At 68.5% G+C, this 18472-nt stretch carries 18 protein-coding genes and 1 pseudogene; 5 read left to right on the top strand and 14 right to left on the bottom strand.

Annotated elements, in window-relative coordinates:
- The 5 genes and pseudogenes from D7X74_RS00695 to D7X74_RS00675 all read left to right on the top strand — a co-directional run.
- Positions 1–194 (top strand): annotated as a pseudogene (locus D7X74_RS00695) (ferritin); the annotation flags it as partial.
- Positions 195–252: 58 nt separating this feature from the next.
- Complete coding sequence (gene encA, locus D7X74_RS00690; RefSeq protein WP_120530943.1) at positions 253–1125, top strand: encapsulin nanocompartment shell protein EncA; 873 nt, start codon at positions 253–255, stop codon at positions 1123–1125.
- Positions 1126–1145: 20 nt separating this feature from the next.
- Positions 1146–2570, top strand: coding sequence for a sigma-54 dependent transcriptional regulator (locus tag D7X74_RS00685; RefSeq protein WP_120530942.1), 1425 nt, complete (start codon positions 1146–1148; stop codon positions 2568–2570).
- A 78-nt stretch (positions 2571–2648) separates the two neighbouring features.
- Complete coding sequence (locus tag D7X74_RS00680) at positions 2649–3686, top strand: peptidoglycan DD-metalloendopeptidase family protein (RefSeq protein ID WP_120530941.1); 1038 nt, start codon at positions 2649–2651, stop codon at positions 3684–3686.
- Between the two features lie 80 nt (positions 3687–3766).
- On the top strand, positions 3767–5053 hold the full coding sequence (locus tag D7X74_RS00675) for a hypothetical protein (RefSeq protein ID WP_120530940.1): 1287 nt from the start codon (positions 3767–3769) through the stop codon (positions 5051–5053).
- A 34-nt stretch (positions 5054–5087) separates the two neighbouring features.
- On the opposite strand, the gene rsmI is transcribed toward D7X74_RS00675, so the two are convergent.
- From rsmI to sdhA, 14 genes are all read right to left on the bottom strand, one after another.
- Positions 5088–5921, bottom strand: a complete 834-nt coding sequence (rsmI, locus tag D7X74_RS00670; protein ID WP_120530939.1) for a 16S rRNA (cytidine(1402)-2'-O)-methyltransferase — start codon at positions 5919–5921, stop codon at positions 5088–5090.
- A gap of 11 nt (positions 5922–5932) precedes the next feature.
- Positions 5933–6253, bottom strand: a complete 321-nt coding sequence (locus D7X74_RS45165; protein ID WP_370450697.1) for a YraN family protein — start codon at positions 6251–6253, stop codon at positions 5933–5935.
- Between the two features lie 1700 nt (positions 6254–7953).
- Complete coding sequence (rplS, locus tag D7X74_RS00660; RefSeq protein WP_120530938.1) at positions 7954–8358, bottom strand: 50S ribosomal protein L19; 405 nt, start codon at positions 8356–8358, stop codon at positions 7954–7956.
- Between the two features lie 117 nt (positions 8359–8475).
- Positions 8476–9213 carry a tRNA (guanosine(37)-N1)-methyltransferase TrmD gene (trmD, locus tag D7X74_RS00655; protein ID WP_120530937.1) on the bottom strand — a complete coding sequence of 246 codons (738 nt, stop codon included), beginning with the start codon at positions 9211–9213 and terminating at the stop codon, positions 8476–8478.
- The gene (rimM, locus tag D7X74_RS00650; protein WP_120530936.1) at positions 9210–9755 is read right to left on the bottom strand and encodes a ribosome maturation factor RimM; all 546 of its coding nucleotides are present in this window, start codon (positions 9753–9755) and stop codon (positions 9210–9212) included. Before rimM ends, trmD begins: the two co-directional genes overlap by 4 nt.
- The gene (locus tag D7X74_RS00645) at positions 9752–10036 is read right to left on the bottom strand and encodes a KH domain-containing protein (RefSeq protein ID WP_120530935.1); all 285 of its coding nucleotides are present in this window, start codon (positions 10034–10036) and stop codon (positions 9752–9754) included. Before D7X74_RS00645 ends, rimM begins: the two co-directional genes overlap by 4 nt.
- Before the next feature lie 23 nt (positions 10037–10059).
- The gene (gene rpsP, locus D7X74_RS00640; RefSeq protein WP_120530934.1) at positions 10060–10320 is read right to left on the bottom strand and encodes a 30S ribosomal protein S16; all 261 of its coding nucleotides are present in this window, start codon (positions 10318–10320) and stop codon (positions 10060–10062) included.
- 100 nt (positions 10321–10420) lie between these two features.
- Positions 10421–11551: a 23S rRNA (adenine(2503)-C(2))-methyltransferase RlmN gene (gene rlmN / locus D7X74_RS00635; protein ID WP_120530933.1), complete on the bottom strand. Its 1131-nt coding sequence runs from the start codon at positions 11549–11551 to the stop codon at positions 10421–10423.
- An 89-nt stretch (positions 11552–11640) separates the two neighbouring features.
- The gene (locus D7X74_RS00630; protein ID WP_120530932.1) at positions 11641–12456 is read right to left on the bottom strand and encodes a siderophore-interacting protein; all 816 of its coding nucleotides are present in this window, start codon (positions 12454–12456) and stop codon (positions 11641–11643) included.
- A 202-nt stretch (positions 12457–12658) separates the two neighbouring features.
- A complete protein-coding gene (gene ndk / locus D7X74_RS00625) occupies positions 12659–13084 on the bottom strand; it encodes a nucleoside-diphosphate kinase (RefSeq protein ID WP_120530931.1) in 426 nt (141 codons plus the stop codon).
- 38 nt (positions 13085–13122) lie between these two features.
- Entirely contained in the window at positions 13123–14022 is a 900-nt protein-coding gene (gene sucD / locus D7X74_RS00620; RefSeq protein WP_120530930.1) for a succinate--CoA ligase subunit alpha, read from the bottom strand.
- Positions 14023–14054: 32 nt separating this feature from the next.
- Positions 14055–15215, bottom strand: coding sequence for an ADP-forming succinate--CoA ligase subunit beta (sucC, locus tag D7X74_RS00615; RefSeq protein WP_120530929.1), 1161 nt, complete (start codon positions 15213–15215; stop codon positions 14055–14057).
- A 331-nt stretch (positions 15216–15546) separates the two neighbouring features.
- Positions 15547–16353, bottom strand: coding sequence for a succinate dehydrogenase iron-sulfur subunit (gene sdhB, locus D7X74_RS00610; protein ID WP_120530928.1), 807 nt, complete (start codon positions 16351–16353; stop codon positions 15547–15549).
- A gap of 90 nt (positions 16354–16443) precedes the next feature.
- Positions 16444–18321: a succinate dehydrogenase flavoprotein subunit gene (sdhA, locus tag D7X74_RS00605; protein WP_120530927.1), complete on the bottom strand. Its 1878-nt coding sequence runs from the start codon at positions 18319–18321 to the stop codon at positions 16444–16446.
- Positions 18322–18472 lie beyond the last annotated feature (151 nt).

Here is an 18472-nt window from a genome sequence, read left to right as displayed (position 1 = left end):
AGATGTGTATAAGAGCCAGGACCCGGGCCCCGCCCGCCGTGGGACGCCTGACGGCCGAGCCGCTCACGTCCCTGCCGCCCCAGCGCCTCATCTACGGCGTTCCCGCGCCGCCGCCGTCCGCCAACAGCCATCCCCTCACCGTGGGCACCCTGCGCCGCGGTGGTGGCGGTGGCGGTTCCGGTGGCGGTCGCTGAAGCACCTTGCTCCTTTCGTCTTCCCCCCTCCTCTCCCGCTCCCGTCACGGAGACACCGATGCCTGACTTCCTTGGACATGCCGAGAACCCACTGCGCGAAGAGGAGTGGGCGCGCCTCAACGAGACGGTGATCCAGGTGGCGCGTCGGTCGCTGGTGGGCCGTCGCATCCTGGACATCTACGGCCCGCTGGGCGCCGGCGTGCAGACGGTGGCCTACGACGAGTTCCAGGGCGTGTCCCCGGGCGCGGTGGACATCGTCGGTGAGCAGGAGACCGCGATGGTCTTCACCGACGTGCGCAAGTTCAAGACGATCCCGATCATCTACAAGGACTTCCTGCTGCACTGGCGGGACATCGAGGCGGCGCGCACGCACAACATGCCGCTGGACGTGTCCGCCGCCGCCGGGGCCGCCGCCCTGTGCGCGCAGCAGGAAGACGAGCTCATCTTCTACGGCGATCAGCGCCTGGGCTACGAAGGCCTGATGACGGCCAATGGCCGCCTCACCGCCACGCTGGGCGACTGGACGGCGCCGGGCGGCGGGTTCCAGACCATCGTGGAGGCCACGCGCAAGCTCAACGAGGCCGGCCACTTCGGGCCCTACGCCGTGGTGCTGTCGCCCCGGCTGTACTCGCAGCTGCACCGCATCTACGAGAAGACGGGCGTGCTGGAGATTGAAACCATCAAGCAGCTCGCCTCCGACGGCGTCTACCAGTCCAACCGCCTGCGCGGTGAGTCGGGCGTGGTGGTGTCCACCGGCCGCGAGAACATGGACCTGGCCGTGGCCATGGACATGGTCGCCGCCTACCTGGGCGCCAGCAAGATGAACCACCCCTTCCGCGTGCTGGAGTCGCTGCTGCTGCGCATCAAGCACCCGGACGCCATCTGCACGCTCGAAGGCGCCCTCCCCGCTGCCCCCCCGGCGCGCCGATAGCCCTTCCAACGCGGGTCCCCATGGCGAAGGTCCTGGTCATCGATGACGAGACGAACCTGCGCAAGGTGCTGGCCGCCCTGCTGCGCCGCGACGGGTTCGACGTCACCGTCGCGGAGAACGGGGAGCAGGGCCTCGCCGAGTTCAACAAGAACGGCGCGGACATCGTCGTCACCGACCTGGTGATGCCCAAGCTGGGCGGCATGGAGGTGCTCGCCGCCGTGCGCGCCGCCAACCCCGACGTGCCGGTGATCATCATCACCGCGCACGGCACCGTGGACTCCGCGGTGGAGGCCATCAAGGCGGGCGCGTTCGACTACATCACCAAGCCCTTCGACCAAGCGGAGCTGTCCTCCGTCGTGGCCAAGGCCGCCAAGACGAACGAGAGCGCCAAGCGCTCCGTGCGGGCGGATCACAAGGCCCGCTCCGCCATCATCGGTGAGTCGCCTCCCATCCAGGACGTCTACAAGATCATCGACAAGGTGGCGGACACGCCCTCCACGGTGCTCATCACCGGCGAGAGCGGCACGGGCAAGGAGCTGATCGCCACCGCGCTGCACGGGGCCTCCAGCCGCCGCGACAAGCCGTTCATCAAGATCAACTGCGCCGCCATCCCCGCCACGCTCCTGGAGAGCGAGCTGTTCGGCTACGAGAAGGGCGCCTTCACCGGCGCCGTCACGTCCAAGCCGGGCCGCTTCGAGCTGGCCGACGAAGGCACCCTCTTCCTGGACGAGATTGGCGAGATCCCCGTCGAGATGCAGGTGAAGCTGCTGCGCGCGCTCCAGGAGGGCGAGTTCGAGCGCGTGGGCGGCATCAAGACGACGCGCGTGAACGTGCGGCTCGTGGCGGCCACCAACCGCGACCTCCAGGCGGAGATCGAAGCGGGCCGCTTCCGCAAGGACCTGTACTACCGGCTGGCCGTGGTGCCCATCGTGCTGCCCGCGCTGCGCGAGCGGCGCAGCGACATCCCGATGCTCGCCCAGCACTTCGTGGACAAGTACAACCGGCGCCTCAACAAGAAGATCGAAGGCATCGCCGACGACGCGCTGGCGCTGCTCCAGGCGTACGCGTGGCCGGGCAACATCCGCGAGTTGGAGAACCTCATCGAACGCGTGCTGCTCTTCGCGGACGGCCCCTCCATCACGGCGAAGGACCTGCCGGAGCCGGTGCGCGGCGGAGCGGGCGTGCAGGCGGGGGCCACGATGGGCGGCTCGCTGGGCACGCTGGACGTCCCGGTGGGCGAGGTGGGCCTCAAGGACATCGTGCGCATGAAGGCCGCAGAGCTGGAGCGGGACCTCATCGTGAAGAAGCTGGATGAGACGGGCGGCAACGTCACCCGCGCCGCGCGCCTCCTGCAGATCAGCCGCAAGTCGCTCCAGACGAAGATGAAGGAGTTCGGCCTGCGCGACACCACTCCGGACGGGCAGGACGACGGTCCGGACGAGTAGCAGCCCCGGGGCGCCGAAATATCGCCGTTCCGTCGGCGGTTTCGGGCCCGCGTACCTTCTCACCCTCAGGGAGCTTGAATGCGGCCGAATCTTCCCACCCTCGGTGGACCACCGAAGCGCAATCCCTTCGGACCGGTGGTTGCCGTCTCCGTCATCCTCGGCGCGGCCGCGGGTGGCGTGTGGTGGTGGAAACAGCGCATGCCGGACGTCCCCATGGACGGCGCCTCCTCCCAGGCCGCGACGCCCGTGGATGCGGGCACGGTCGCGCAGGCCCCTTCGGCGACGCCCCCCGCCCCCACCGATCCGGTGAAGGCCGCGGGCCTGGAGCGCGCGTCCATCCGCATTGAAGGCCCGCTGGAGACGGCGCTGGTCCAGGCCGCCGGCCCGGAGGTGGGCCCCGCCCTGGCCCAGGTCGTGACGCGCACGCTGGTGTGGTGGGTGCGTGTACCCGGGGAGATCCTCCGGGGCGACACGCTGGACGTGCTCTACCAGCGCCGGCCCAACGAGGAGCCGCTGGTGTACGCGGTGCGCTTCATCTCCGGCAAGACGGGCCAGACGCACCGCGCCTACCGCTTCCAGCCCGGCGGTGAGACGAACGCCCGCTACTACGTGCCCAACGGCGACGAGCTGGAGCTGCGGATGGAGCACTCGCCCATCGACAGCTACGAGCAGATTACGTCCCTGCTGCGAGACGGCCGGGGCCACAAGGGCGTGGACTTCCGCGCGCCGGTGGGCACCACCGTCCGGGCGCCCTTCGCGGGCGTCGTCAAGCGCAAGAACTGGAACTTCGGCAGCAACGGCAACTGCATCGAGCTCATCGAGTCCGGGGGCAAGGGCCGCCGCGCCCTCTTCCTGCACCTGGCGGAGCTGCCCCGGTCGGTCCAGGCCGGGATGCGCGTGTCGGCGGGCCAGGTCCTGGCGCAGAGCGGCAACACGGGCCACTCCTTCGCCCCCCACCTGCACTACCAGCTGATGCTGGGGGAAAACCGGGTCCTGGACCCCTTCGACCAGCACAAGACCTTCCGAGCGGCCCTCACGGCCACCCAGAAGGGCGCCTTCGAGGCCGAGGTCCAGCGGCTGGACGGACTGCTCGGGACGTCCGTGGCGGGCAAGTAACGCCCACCCATTTCTTGACACTCCTCCGACGGCACGGCTAGCTGGCAGGCTCCTGGGCCGTGGGTCGTCGGAGGTTGTGGATGCACAGGTTTCGTACCGTCATCGCCGCGCTGACGCTGGGCGCGCCGCTCGCCGCCAGTGCTGCGGACATCACCCGGATCGCCTCGTCGTTCGAGGATGACGATCCGTTCGATCTCTTCCTCGACGTCGGGTTCGAGCGCACGCAGACGCGCGCGAAGATCGTCCGTGAGCAGCTCCCGTCCGGGGGCTCCGGGGGCGAACTCAAGGAGGTCAACGAGCTCTGGTACAAGGGCGTGGACGCGCGGCTGAACCTGGCGCTCGCGTTCGGCCTTTGGAAGGACCTGGAGTTCTCCTTCAAGCTCCCCATCGTCTTCCAGCAGAACGAGAGCTGGGAGTTCGTGTCGGGGGTGGGCCAGAGCAACTCCACCATCGTCAACAGCTGCTTCAACGCGGACGGCTCGCCGTACTCGTCGGAAGGCTGCGTAGGCCGGCTCTTCAGCATGCCGCAGGAGAGCTACCGGGGCGGGCTGGGCAACATCCACTTCGGGCTGGCGTACGCCTTCTTCAACCAGGAGAAGGACAGCACCAAGCCCACGTGGATCGTCGGCATCGACTACGAGGCGCCCACCGCCAAGCTGCGCGACCCGAGCGTGGACACCACGGACCCGGACGGGGAGCGCGGCAACGTGGGCGACCGCGTCCACAAGTACCAGCTCTACACGTCCTTCTCGCGGCGCATGGGCGCGGCGGACCCGTACTTCAAGGCGTACCACACCATCCCGGTGCGCGGTCCCAAGGCCTATTCCAACTGCGATCAGGCCGGCACGAACCCGTCCAATCTGGGCGCTCCGGGCAACTGCTTCACCGGCCCGTGGAATCGCAAGGAGACGGGCATCCAGGCGCCGTCGCAGACGGGCATCCTCTTCGGCGTGGAGCTGGTCCCGTTCGAGAGCGCGGCCAAGGCCCAGAAGTTCACCGTGGACGCGCGACTGATCGGCAACTACGTGGGTCGCGGCCGGTACTACAACGAGCTGAGCTCCGCGCTGCGCAAGCTGCTCACCTCGGATGACTACCTGCAGGTGGGTGGCCAGTTTGGCGTCACCGCCCGCGCCGCGGAGGCCTTCACCATCCGCGCCTCCGGCAACTTCCTCTACAACACGGACCACCTGCTCACGTCGGAGACCATCGGTCAGGACCTGGACGGCAACGGCACCGTGGACACGAACCCGGGCTCGCCGGAGCTGAACCCGACGTTCGACTGGCGCTACGACCTGGCGTCCCGCCGCTTCCGGGCCATCCAGAGCACCACGTTCCGCTTCGACCTGGGCGCCAGCTTCGCGTTCTAGGCGCCGTTTGTTCCCCTGAGGCAGCGGGTGGTCGCTACCGCTGCTTCAGGCCCAGGCCCATGCGGTACACCTCCTGGCCGGGCCACCCCGCGCGGCGGGCCAGCTCGGTGCTCAGGGGCTTGAGCTTCTCACCGCGCTCCAGGCCGGACTCCAGGGCGCGGCGCACCTCGTCCTCGCTCCAGCGCTGCTCGCCGGTGCGGCCCTCCACAAGGATGACCACCTCGCCCCGGGTCTCCTCGGCGGCGTAGCGGGCCACCAGGGCGGACAGCGGGCCCCGGACGAACTCCTCGTGCAGCTTGGTCAGCTCCCGCGCCACGCACGCGCGCCGGTCACCCCAGGCCTCCTGGAGGTCGGCCAGCGTCTCTCCCAGGCGGCGTGGGGACTCGTAGAGCACGCAGGTGGCGGACAGGGGCGCCACCTCGTCCAGCATGGCCCGGCGCTCCGGTCCCTTGCGCGGCAGGAAGCCCAGGAAGTGGAAGCGGCCCGTGGGCAACCCCGACGCGCTCAGCGCCGCCACCAGGGCCGTCGCCCCGGGCACCGGCTCCACCTTCAGGCCGCGCTCCAGCGCTTCGGCCACCAGCTTCTCTCCCGGGTCGCTGATGCCAGGGCTGCCGGCGTCGGTGATGAGCGCGCAGTCCTCCCCTGCTTCGATGCGGTCCAGGATGCGCCCGGCGCGCTGCCCTTCCGCGAAGGCGGGCAGGCTCACCAGGTCCTTCCCGGTGATGCCGAAGTGGTCCAACAGGATGCGTGAGTGCCGGGTGTCCTCGCACGCGAGGAAGCCCGCCGTGCGCAGCGTCTCCAGGGCCCGGGCGGTGACATCCCCCAGGTTCCCGATGGGCGTGGCCACGAGGTAGAGCGTTGCAGCCAAAGGACAGGTCCTCACATGCCGGCGTCGAAGGCGGCGGGGATGTGTTCCACCCGGGCGGTTTCGCCCTGGCCCACGACGGAGATGACGTCGAAGCGCACCATGCGCCCGTCGATGCCATTCTGGAAGAGATAGTGCAGCGCGGCCTTCACCACCCGACGCTGCTTGGCGAAGGACACCGTGTGCGCCGGGTCCCCCCACACCGCCGAGGAGCGCATGCGCACCTCCACGAAGCAGATGACCTCCTCGCGCTCCGCCACGATGTCCAGCTCGCCCACCGGGATGCGGCTGTTCTGGGTGAGCGCGAAGGCGTTGCCGTCGCGGTCCCACTCCACGCCCTGGTAGCGACGGTCCGTGAGCGCGGTGAGGTACTGCACGCAGCGATCCTTCAGCAGCGCCTGCACCGACAGCAGGTCGGACGTGAGCACGTCCGCGGCCTGCGACAGCACCACCGGGGACGGATCCTCCAACGGATCCACCGGCGCAGGGGCCTGCCCTGGAGCCGTCGCGACCGGCACCGGCGGCGCCTTGGCCAGGGCGATGGACTCCTTCAGGCGGCCCAGCTCGCGCTCGACCTCGCGCAGGTCGCGCACGTAGGTGCCCTTGGCGGTCAGCTCCGCGTTGAGCTCCTCCTGCTGCGCGCGCATCTCCTGCCCCTGGCGCAGGGCGTCCTGGTACTCGGCGGACGCCTCGAACTCCTCCAGCTGCGTCTGCAGCTCGCCCAGGCGGATGCCCAGCAGGTCCTTCTTCTCCAGCGCGGGAGCGATCTCGTCGAGCGTCTCCACGTCCAGGGCCTTGATGGCCATGCGCACCGGCGCGTCATCGACTTCGAACTCGTCGAGGATCTTCTTCTCCCGCACGCCCTTGCGGTTGTCCTTGGTGCCCCGGCGGGTGGCCTTCTGCAGGTCATCCACGTAGCGCAGCGCCATCAGGGCGGCCGTGCCGAAGGCCGGGATGTTGAGCAGCGCCAGGTAGCGCCACATGGGCGCGCCCACGCTGGAGAAGCCCAGGCCCACGCTGAGCGCCAGGAACAACGCGCCTGAACCCAGGCCGCCCCAGAAGTAGCGGTTCTGGGTGAGCGGCGGCACCTTCAGCGCCGCGTCCTCCAGCTCCGGGTCGCGGTCCGTCTCCAGCCGCGCCAGCGCCTCGTCCCGCCGCGCCACCGCCTTCGGGTGCCGCTTCACGCGCGTGAGGATGTCCTGGGGCAGGCCCAGCGACTCCGGCGAGGGCGCCGCGCGCCAGGCCTTCTCCGCCTCCACGATGGCTTCCTTGAGGCCCTCGCCACCCCGGAGCTTCGAGTCCGCCTCGAAGATGAGCGACGACAGCTCGTCCACCTTGAACTGGAGCTGATCCACCTCGCGGGAGACGACGATCTCCTTCTCCAGCGCCTTCACCTTCGCCTCGGCGGCCTGGAGATCCTCCGCGGGCCGCACCGCGCTGGCCGTCGCCAGGGACGGCGTGCTGCCGGAGGCCTTCGCCGCGGCCACCTGGGCGGACGCCTTGCGAGGCCGACGCGACGGCAGCATCACCAGCTGGAGGCAGTACACCTGCTCGAACGTGGTGCGCGGCGGCAGGCCCGCCTGGCCGCGCAGGTACTGGTTGATCTCCGCCGTGTCCGACGACATCAGCTCCGGCTGGCTGGTGGTGGGATTGAGCCGATGCAGCGACCCGGAACCGCCCAGCTCACGCAGCACCCGGTACGTCATCCCGTCCTGCCCCACGAACGTCAGCGCGGCCTTGCCGGAGCGCCCCCCCGAGCCCACGAAGCTGGAGTCACCGCCCCGGCCGTCCGAGAACAGCAGCGACAGCGACAGGCCCGCCAGCGGCAACACGTCCGCCGTGGGCGGCTTGAGGATGAGGTACCCGGTCTTCAACGGGAAACGGCCGGCGGGAGAAAACCCGCGGACGTTCTGGATGGCGACCTCGACGAAGTGCATGGCGTGCGCAGTCTAGCCCGAACGAAAAAAGGAGCGTCCAGTGACGGACGCTCCTTCTCGCACGCGGCCGCGAAGGCCGCGAGAGGGTTTCTCTGGACCTACGAGCCCTGGGCGGCGGCAGCGGCCTTGGCGGCCTTCTTCGCGGCGCGCTCCGGATCCACCTGCACGTCGACGCGAGAGGCCTTGCCCTTCAGGTCGCGGAGGTAGAAGAGACGCTTGCGGTTCACGTCGCCGCGGGTGAGGACTTCGATCTTCTCGTAGCGGGGGCTGTGGATGGGGAAGATGCGCTCCACGCCAACGCCGAAGGACATCTTGCGCACGGTGAACGTGGCGCGGTTGGTGCCCTTGGTCTTGCGGATGACCACGCCCTCGAAGGCCTGCACGCGCTCCTTCTCGCCTTCCTTGACCTTCCAGTGGACGCGAACGGAATCACCCGTACGGAACTGGGTGAGGTCCTGGCGCAGGAACTTGTTTTCGACGTGCTGAATGAGGCTGCGGCGCATGACGACTCCAAAAAGCGGAACTTGACGCGTAGGACGCGTGGAAAGAGCGGGCCGTACTAGCAGAGACTGCCGTGTCGGACAAGCCCGCTTCGAAGGGTTCCGCGAGGACGCGCAGGGTTACAACTCTTCCTCGCCCCTGGCGAGCAGTTTCTGATCCGCCTTGCCGAACTCCAGCCGCGAATACAGATCGGGACGCCGCTGCTGGGTGAGCTTGATGGCCTTCCAGCGCCGCCAGCGTGCGATCCTGGCGTGATCGCCGGACTGGAGGACGGCCGGGACCTCGACCCCCCGGAAGACGGGCGGCCGGGTGTAGTGCGGGTACTCCAGCAGACCCTCCTCGAAGCTCTCCGCCACCGAGGACGCCTCGTTGCCCAGCACGCCCGGCACCAGCCGCGTCACGGCGTCCACCACCGCCATCGCCGCGATCTCCCCGCCCGTGAGGACGAAGTCGCCCAGGGACAGCTCGCCATCCAGGTACGGCATCACCCGCTCGTCCACGCCCTCGTACCGGCCGCAGACGAGGATCAGCCCGGCCTCGTGCCGCACCAGCTCGCGAGCGGTGGCCTGGGTGAAGACGGGGCCCCGGGGGCTCATGAGCAGCGCCTTCGCCCCGGGCAGACGGGCGCGCGCGGCCTCGATGGCGGCCACCAGCGGCTCGGGCTTCATCACCATGCCGGCGCCCCCGCCGTAGGGCGAGTCGTCGGTGACGTGGTGCTTGCCCACGGCGAAGTCCCGCACGTCGGTGAGCGTGACGGAGAAGAGCCCCTTCTCCTGCGCCTTCCCGAGGATGCTCGCGCCCAGATAGCCGGACAGCATCCCCGGAAACAGCGTGAGGATCTCCACGGGGTAGCTCACCCCGCGTCTCCGTCGTCGCGCCCTTCGACCTCCAGGTATTCGGGAGGACGGATCACGATGCGCCCCGCGGCGATGTCCACCGACGGAACGAACTCGTCCGCGAAGGGCACCACCAGCTCCGGACGGCCCTTGGCGCGGATCACCAAGTTGGGAACTTCACCCGTGGCCCAGACCTCTTCCACCGTGCCCAGCGCGGTGCCCTGCTCGTCCACGGCGGCGAGCCCCACGAGGTCGCCCTGGAAGAACTCGCCCTCCTCGGGCGGCTCCAGGTCCTCGCGGTAGACGAGCACCTTCGCACCCACCAGGGCCTCGGCGGCGACGCGCGTCTCCACGCCCTCGAAGCCCAGCAGGTCTTCCTTGTTCGCACCGCGGAAGGTCTCCACCACCATCTCGCGCTCCTCACCGGAGCGCAGACGCAGGCGGACGCGATCGACGGTGCCCAGGGTCTCCGAGGCGGGGTCGAAGCTGCGGACCGCCACCTCGCCCTTCAGGCCGTGCGCACGCGCGACGTAGCCCAGCTCCAGACACGTGGACGCGCTCACCGCGCGTCGTCCGGAGCGGGCGGCACCACGGGAGCACCCGGGGCACGCCGATCGTCGAGAATCTCCAGGCGGACCTTCTGGCCCTGCTTCTGGGCGGCGGCAGTGAGCAGCGTCCGGAGGGCGTTCACCGTGCGCCCATCACGACCGATGACCTTGCCGACGTCCTCGGGGGCGACCTTCAGCTCATAGAGCCGGCCGCCATCCGCCTCGGAGATGCGCAGGGCGACCTGGTCCGGTTGATCGACCAGGGCCTTCGCCAGATACGTGAGCAGCGGCTCCACGTCTTGTCCAGACGGGTGCGAGCTCAGGCGGTGGTCGCCGGGGCCTGCTTCTTCGCCGTCTTGATCAGGTCCGCGACCGTCTCCGAGGGCACCGCGCCGCTCTTGATCCAGTAGGCCAGGCGCTCCTCGTTGAACTGCACCTTCGCGGGGCTGTGGTTGGGGTCGTAGGAGCCGACCTGCTCCAGGAACTTGCCGTCGCGCGGGCTGCGCGAGTCGGTGGCAACCACGTGGTAGTACGGCATCTTCTTGGCGCCCGCGCGGGCAAGACGGAGGACAACGGCCATGGAACGCTCCAGCGAACAGGTGACTTCAACAGTAACAGGCGGAGGGGGGCGCTCTTAGCGCCCCTACATCGGGATTGTCAAGGAAGCTCGGGTGCTTATGTCACGTCGGGGCTTCCGCGGCCGCTTCGCCCCGGTTGGCGAGCTGGCCGCAGGCGCCGGCGATGTCCCGGCCCCGGTTCCTGCGGATGTAGGCAGCGACGTGGGCCTCGGAGAGGATGGCGCGAAACTCCTCCGCGCGAGCCTCCCCGGTGGTCTGGAACCCCAGGCCGGGGTTCTCGTTGTACGGGATCAGGTTCACCTTCGCCGGGATGTCCCGCAGCAGCTCCCGGAGCCGGTGCGCGTCCTCGTCGGTGTCGTTGAAGCCCTTGAGAAGCACGTACTCGAAGGTGATGCGCCGGCCCTGGCGAAGCGGGAACTTGCGGCACGCGTCCAGCAACGCCGCGATGTTCCACTTGCGGTTGACGGGCATCGTCTTGCTGCGCTGCTCGTCCGTGCTCGCGTTGAGCGAGATGGCCAGCTTGACGTCCGTCTCCTGACCGAAGCGTTCGATCATGGGCACCAGGCCCACGGTGGAGACGGTGATGTGACGGTGGCTGAAGTTGGGCCCATCCTGCGACTGGAGGATGGCGAGCGCCGTCTTGAGGTTCTCGAAGTTGTGCAGCGGCTCGCCCATGCCCATGAACACCAGGTTCGTGAGCGGGCGGAGCGTCTCCAGGGACTCGTTGCGCCGCACCTCGCGGTTCACCGCGTGCACCTGGGCGACAATCTCCCCGGGCGTGAGGTTGCGCTTGAGGCCCAGCGTGCCCGTCATGCAGAAGGTGCACGCCATCGCGCAGCCCACCTGGGTGGACACGCAGAGCGTCTTGCGGTCCTCCGACGGCATGTAGACGGACTCGATGAAGCGCCCGTCGCGCGTCTTGAAGCGGTACTTGATGGTCCCGTCGACGCTGCGCTGCTCCAGGTCCTTCACCAGCGGGACGATCTCCGCCTGGACCTTGAGCTTCTCGCGCAGGCCCTTGGACAGGTCCGTCATCTCGTCGAACGTCGTGGCCCCCCGCTGGTGCAGCCAGCGGTAGAGCTGCGCGGCGCGGAACGGGCGCTCGCCCAGCTGCTCGCTCAGGAACAGGGCGAGCTTCTCCTTGGACAAGCTGGCCACGTCGACCAGCTTCGCCGGCGTGGGCGCGGGCAGGGGCTCGGTGACGGGAAGGACTGTGGCGGTGGACTCAGACATCGTTCAGTCAGGCCTAACGGAAGGCAGCAGGGCGTGCTTCCCACAACAAGGCACGGCAAGTCAAAGGAGGGGCACGCCCCCTTCCCTGCCTACCCCTTGGAATCGTGATGCTCGGCGGCGCCGCGCTTCCAGTAGCCCGTCACGCGCATCCAGTCCTTGTTGAGACCGCGCTCGGCCACCAGGTGTTCCCGGATGGGCTTGAGCGACGTCGCCTCGCCCGCCACGAACACGAACCCCTCCCCGGGGGGCTGGGTCCACGCCCGCAGCGCGTCCTCCAGGTGCTTCGTCGTGCCCGCGTCCGCGCTTCCCCGGTGCAGCCAGGTGAGCTGTACGTCCGCCTGGCTGTCGATGCGCTGCTCCTCCGACGCGTCCGCCACCTCGATGAAGGCGAACGCGCGCTTCCCCGCCGGCAGTTCCTCCAGGCGGCGGGCAATGGCCGGCAGCGCGCTCTGGTCACCCGCGAGCAGGTACCAGTCGAAGTCGTCCGCCACGTCGTGCGTGCTGCGAGGACCGCCAATACCCAGGAAGTCACCGGGCTTCGTGTTGGCGGCCCACTGGCACGCGGGGCCTTCACCATGCAGCACGAAGTCGATGTCCAGCTCGCCCGCCTTCGGATCAAACCGGCGCGGCGTGTAGTCGCGCGACGCGGGCTTCGCGAGCCCCTCCGGCATGCTGAGGCCATGGGGGCCCACCACCGGCATGTTCGGCTTCTTCACCCCGGGCTCCGCGAAGAAGACCTTCACATGGTCGTCCGCGCCGGGCGAGGTGAAGCCCTCCAGCTCCGGGCCACCCAACGTCACCCGCAGCATGTGCGGCGTCAGCTGCGTCACCCGCAGCACTTCCAGCAGCCGCAACTTGACCGGGAACGGCCCCCGACGATTCACGCGCTCTGATCCACCGCTCATGCGTTCTTCCTTGCCGATAGTGACTTGCATTATCGGTAGCAAGGACCGTCCGAGAGGGCAACCGGATACCGCCCATGGAAGCGTTGTCCGGGCGAGCGTCCAGGCTCGGGAAAAGACGACGGCCCGGACCTGCGCCTCGTGAGGGGCGCGGGCTCCGGGCCGCAAGTCCTGTCCAGCGCGGTGGCTGGACGAAGCGTGACGACTAGTACTTCTGGGTCTCGGTCTCGCGGAAGAAGTACGCGATCTCGTTCTTCGCGTTCTCCAGGCTGTCCGAGCCATGCACCGTGTTCGCGTCGATGCTGTCCGCGAAGTCCGCGCGGATGGTGCCCTTCTCGGCCTTCTTCGGATCCGTGGCGCCCATGAGGTCGCGGTTGGCGAGGACGGCGTTCTCACCCTCCAGCACCATCAGGACCACCGGACCGGAGATCATGAAGGCGACCAGGTCCTTGAAGAAACCCCGGGCGCTGTGGACCGCGTAGAAGCCTTCCGCTTCCTTCTGGGACAGCTGCTGCAGGCGGATGGCGACGGGCGTCAGGCCCTTCTCCTCGAAGCGGGAGATGATCTTCCCGATCACGTGCTTCTTGAGCCCGTCCGGCTTGATGATGGAAAGCGTGCGCTCGATGGCCATGGCGTTGAGTCCTCGTGTGTGTTCGCGGGGATGACTGCTTAGCGGTTCTTCTTGGGGGCGCCGCGCTTGACGACTTCCTGCAGCGTGGTGCCCAGCTCGGCGGGGCTCGCGGCCATCAGGATGCCCGCGGCCTCCATCGCCTTGATCTTCTCGCCGGCCGTACCCTTGCCGCCGGAGATGATGGCGCCCGCGTGGCCCATGCGCTTGCCCGGGGGCGCGGACTGACCGGCGATGAAGCCGGCGATCGGCTTGGTGAACTCACGGGCCACGTACTCCGCGCCCGCCTCTTCGGCGCTGCCGCCGATCTCACCGATCATGATCACCGCGTCCGTCTCCGGATCCGCGTTGAAGAGCTTCAGCACGTCCACGAAGTCTGTGCCGTTGACGGGGTCGCCGCCAATGCCCACCGCCGTGGACTGGCCCAGGCCCAGCTGCGTCAGCTGGTGCACGGCCTCATAGGTCAGCGTGCCGGAGCGCGACACCACGCCGATGCGGCCCGGCTTGTGGATGTGGCCCGGCATGATGCCGATCTTGCACTTCGCGCCGGGGGTGATGACACCCGGGCAGTTCGGGCCGATGAGGCGCACCGACTTGCCCTGCAGGTACCGCTTGGCGCGGATCATGTCGTTGACGGGGATGCCCTCGGTGATGGTGATGATGAGGGAGATGCCCGCGTCCGCGGCCTCCATGATGGAGTCGGCGGCGAAGGGCGGCGGCACGAAGATGACGGACGTGTTCGCGCCCGACTGCTTCACGGCGTCGGCCACCGAGTTGAACACGGGGACCTTGCCCTCGAAGTCGGTGCCGCCCTTGCCCGGCGTGACACCGCCCACCAGCTTCGTCCCGTACTCCAACATCTGCTTGGCGTGGAACGAGCCCGCCGAGCCGGTGATGCCCTGGACGAGGACCTTCGTGTTCTCGTTGACGAGGATGCTCATGGCGTTCTTTCAGGAAAAGAGTGCGCGACGAACTACTGGATCGCCGCCACGGCCTTCTCAGCCGCCTGGCGCAGGTTGTCCGCGGGAGTGATGGCGAGCCCGGAGTTGCGGAGGAGGTCCTTGCCCTTCTCCACGTTGGTGCCCTCAAGCCGCACGACGAGCGGGATCTTGAGCTGCACTTCCTTGGCCGCCGCGATGATGCCCTCGGCGATGACGTCGCACTTCATGATGCCGCCGAAGATGTTGACGAGCACCGCCTTGACCTGGGGGTCCGCGAGGATGAGCTTGAAGGCCGCCGTCACCTTCTCCTTGTTCGCGCCACCGCCCACGTCCAGGAAGTTGGCCGGAGCACCGCCCACCAGCTTGATGGTGTCCATGGTGGCCATGGCCAGACCCGCGCCGTTCACCATGCAGCCGATGTTGCCGTCCAGCGCGATGTAGGCCAGGTCGAACTCCTTGGCCTGCGTCTCGCGGGGCTCCTCTTCGGCGACGTCGCGGTACTCCAGCAGGTCCTTGTGCCGGTAGAGCGCGTTCTCGTCGAAGGTGACCTTCGCGTCGAGCGCCACCACGCCGCCATCCTTCAGGATGACCAGCGGGTTGACCTCCACGAGCGCCGCGTCCGTCTCGATGAACATCCGGTAGAGCGCGGAGCAGAACTGCACGAACTTGTTCACCGTGGGGCCCGTCAGGCCCAGCCCGAAGGCCAGCTTGCGGCCCTGGAAGTCCAGGAAGCCCACCGCCGGATCCACCGACTCGCGGAGGATCTTCTCCGGGTGGTGCTCGGCCACTTCCTCGATCTCCACGCCGCCCTCGCGGGACGCCATGAAGGTGATGCGGCTGGAGGCGCGGTCGAGCGTCACGCCCAGGTACAGCTCCTGGCCGATGGCGAGCCCTTCCTCGATGTAGACCTTGTGGACCGTCTGCCCTTCCGGGCCGGTCTGGATGGTCTTGAGCTTCATGCCCAGCATCTGCTTGGCGAGCTCCTTGGCCTCCGCGGGGCTCTTGGCCAGCTTCACGCCGCCGCCCTTGCCGCGGCCGCCCGCGTGGATCTGCGACTTCACCACGACGACCGGCGTGGCCAGCGTCTTCGCCGCGGCCTCCGCTTCGTTGGGGGAGAGCGCGAGGATGCCGCGCGGCGTGGGCACGCCATACTTCCGGAAGAGTTCCTTGCCCTGGTACTCGTGGATCTTCATCGAATCTCCGGGTGGGACGAGGGGAGACGGGGACGGCCCCATCGGGGCTGTCAACGCCGGCCCTCATTGCGCAGAAAGCGACGCTTGGCAAGGCCGTTTGGCCCCCAGCGTCGTCGCGGGACACACGCCCCGTCCCCGACATAACCCCCGGTGTCCGGGTGGATGAGGCGGCCTTCAGCACCCTGCCCCACGGGCGCACGCCGGGTGGAGGGCCCCTCCGGCAGGCATGGGCGCCGCAGCGGCGGGAACGACGGCGGCCCCGCCCAGCGCCCCACGAAGGGGACGCTGACACGGGGCCGCGAGCGAAGCACCAGCAAGCGTGCGGGAAGGACTACCCCGGACCGCTCGACGCCTTCTGCTCCTCTTCCTTGAAGAAGATGTCCTTGATCATCAGCTTGCTCACCTCGCGGTTCATCACCGCGATGGAGGTCGTCAGCGGAATCTCCTTCGGGCAGACCTTCACGCAGTTCTGCGCCTTGCCGCAGTCCTGGATGCCGCCAGGGCCCATGAGGGCGCGCGTGCGCTCCTCGGAGTTGAGCTTGCCCGTGGGGTTCATGTTGAACAGGCGGGCCTGGCTGATGGCGGCGGCGCCGATGAAGTCGTTGTCCACCGTCACCTGCGGGCACGCCTCCAGGCAGCTGCCACAGGTGATGCACGTGGACAGCACGTACATCACGGAGTGGTCCTTCTGTGACTGGCGCGGGCCGGGGCCCAGGTTGTACGTGCCGTCGACGGGGATCCACCCCTTCACGCGCTTGAGCGCCTCGAACATGCGCTCGCGGTCCACGGTGAGGTCGCGCACCACCGGGAACTTCTTCATCGGCTCCAGGGTGATGGGCTGCTCCAGCTTGTCCACCAGCGCGGAGCACGCCATGCGCACCCGGCCGTTGATGTTCATCGCGCAGCTGCCACACACCTCTTCGAGGCAGGCGGCGTCCCAGATGACCGGGGCGACCTTCTTGCCGTCGGAGGTGACGGGGTTGCGCTGGATCTCCATCAGACAGGAGATGACGTTGGCGCCCTTGCGATAGGGGACCTTGAACTCGTCGAAGTGGCCCGGCTGGTTCGGATCATCCTGCCGCCAGATGCGGAAGGTGATGGTCTGGGTGCTGACGGCGCTGGCCTGTGCGGTGTCCATGGTGCTCGAGCCCTTCCCTTCACTGCCCAATCAGGTAGCGGAGTCCCGCGCTGGAGTGCACGCGCGGGTCCGGAAAAACTGCCGCCCCGCCTATGCGTACCAGCGCGGCTCGGGATCCAGCACCGGCGTCGGCAGGTCCCGGTAGGTGATCTCCGGGCCCTGGGCGGCGTAGCTGGCGATCGTCGTCTTCGCCCACTTCTCGTGGCGCTTCTTCCACAGCTCCATCCAGTTCGGATCCTGGCGCGGGTCCTTCGTCGCGGGCTCCGGGAGGGAGAAGTCCGGCTTGTAGTGGGCGCCGCGGCTCTCATCGCGCAGGAGCGCGCTGGTGGCGATGACCTCGCCCAGCTCCAGCATGTTCCAGACCTGGTTGGTGTACGACAGCGCGCGGTTGGCGACGACGCCCGTGTCCAGCACGTTGACGCGGTTCCAGCGGTCCTTCAGGTCGCGGATGCGCTCCACCGTCTTCTTCAGGCGGTCGTTGTAGCGCACCACGGTGCAGTTCTCCGTCATCACGTCGCCCAGCTCCTTGGCGATCTGATACGGGTTCTCCGCGCCGTTCATGGCCTTGATGGTCGCGAAGCGGTCCACCCAGTAGCTCTTCGCGTCGTTGAAGTACTTCTCCGGGCTCGCCGCCGCGCTGACTTCCTGCGACTTGGCGAAGGACGCCATCGCCGGGCCGCCGATCATGCCCGAGTAGATGCACGACAGGAGCGAGTTGGCGCCCAGGCGGTTCGCGCCGTGGAAGGCGTAGTCCGCCTCGCCCGCCGCGTACAGGCCCGGGATGCGCGTGGTCTGGTTGACCGGGCTGCCGTCCTTCGGGGTCTGCGTCTTCGGATCCGACTCGAAGGACACGTGCAGGCCGCCCATCGAGTAGTGCATGCCCGGGAAGATGACCATGGGCGTGTGGCGCGGATCATCTCCGACGAACTTCTCGTAAATCTCCATGACGCCCTTGATCTTCGCATCCAGCGTCTTGGCCGGGATGTGCGTCACGTCCAGGTACACGCCGTCGCGCCCGCCGATGCCCAGGCCCAGGTCGCGGCAGACCATGAAGATCTCGCGCGTCGCGACATCGCGCGGCACCAGGTTCTTGTACTTGGGGTACTTCTCTTCCAGGAAGTACCAGCGCTCCGACTCCGGGATGTCCCGGGGGGCGCGCACGTCGCCCTTCTTGCGCGGCACCCAGACGCGGCCGCCCTCGCCGCGCACCGACTCGCTCATCAGGCGCAGCTTGTCCTCGCCCGGGATGGAGGTCGGGTGCACCTGGATGAACTCGCCGTTGGCGTACAGCGCGCCTTCCATGTACGCGCGGCCCGCGGCGGTGCCGGTGTTGATGATGGAGTTGGTGGAGCGTCCGAAGACGATGCCCGGACCGCCCGTCGCGAGGCACACCGCCTCCGCCGGGAAGGTGCGGATCTCCATGGTGCGAAGGTCCATGGCCACACTGCCGATGCAGCGGCCATTGCCGTCCTTCACCGTACCCAGCCACTCCCAGTACTCGTACTTGGTGACCTTGCCCTCCGCCTCGTAGCGGCGCACCTGTTCATCCAGCGCGTACAAGAGCTGCTGGCCGGTGGTGGCGCCCGCGAACGCGGTGCGGTTGTGCAGGGTGCCGCCGAAGCGGCGGAAGTCGAGCAGACCTTCCGGCGTGCGGTTGAACGTCACGCCCATGCGATCCAGCAGGTAGATGATGCCGGGCGCCGCGTAGCACATGCCCTTCACGGAGGTCTGCTCCGCGAGGAAGTCGCCGCCGCGCAGCGTGTCCATCACGTGGATGTCCGGGTGGTCACCCTCACCCTTCGTGTTGACCGCGCCGTTGATGCCGCCCTGGGCACAGACGGAGTGCGAGCGTTTGACCGGGACGAGCGAGAGCACGTCCACCTGGTGACCCGCCTCCGCCAGCTTGATCGTCGTCATCAGCCCGGCGAGACCGCCGCCCACCACCGTGAATCGCGCTGCTGCCGCCATCATCGTCTCCTTGACTGCCAGACGCCGGGCCTGCCTGCGGTGGGTCGCTCCAAAGCACTTCGCGACACCTCCCCGCGCCCGAGCATCCAGTGCGAGTCCTACACGCTAGTTAACTTGGAAAAATACCGCCGCAACGACGGTGGGCCGGACG

The sequence above is a fragment of the Corallococcus sp. CA047B genome (assembly GCF_003612065.1).
GTDB lineage: Bacteria > Myxococcota > Myxococcia > Myxococcales > Myxococcaceae > Corallococcus > Corallococcus praedator.
The sequence above is the reverse complement of the archived record's forward strand: the minus strand, read 5'-3'. Positions and strand labels throughout refer to the sequence as shown.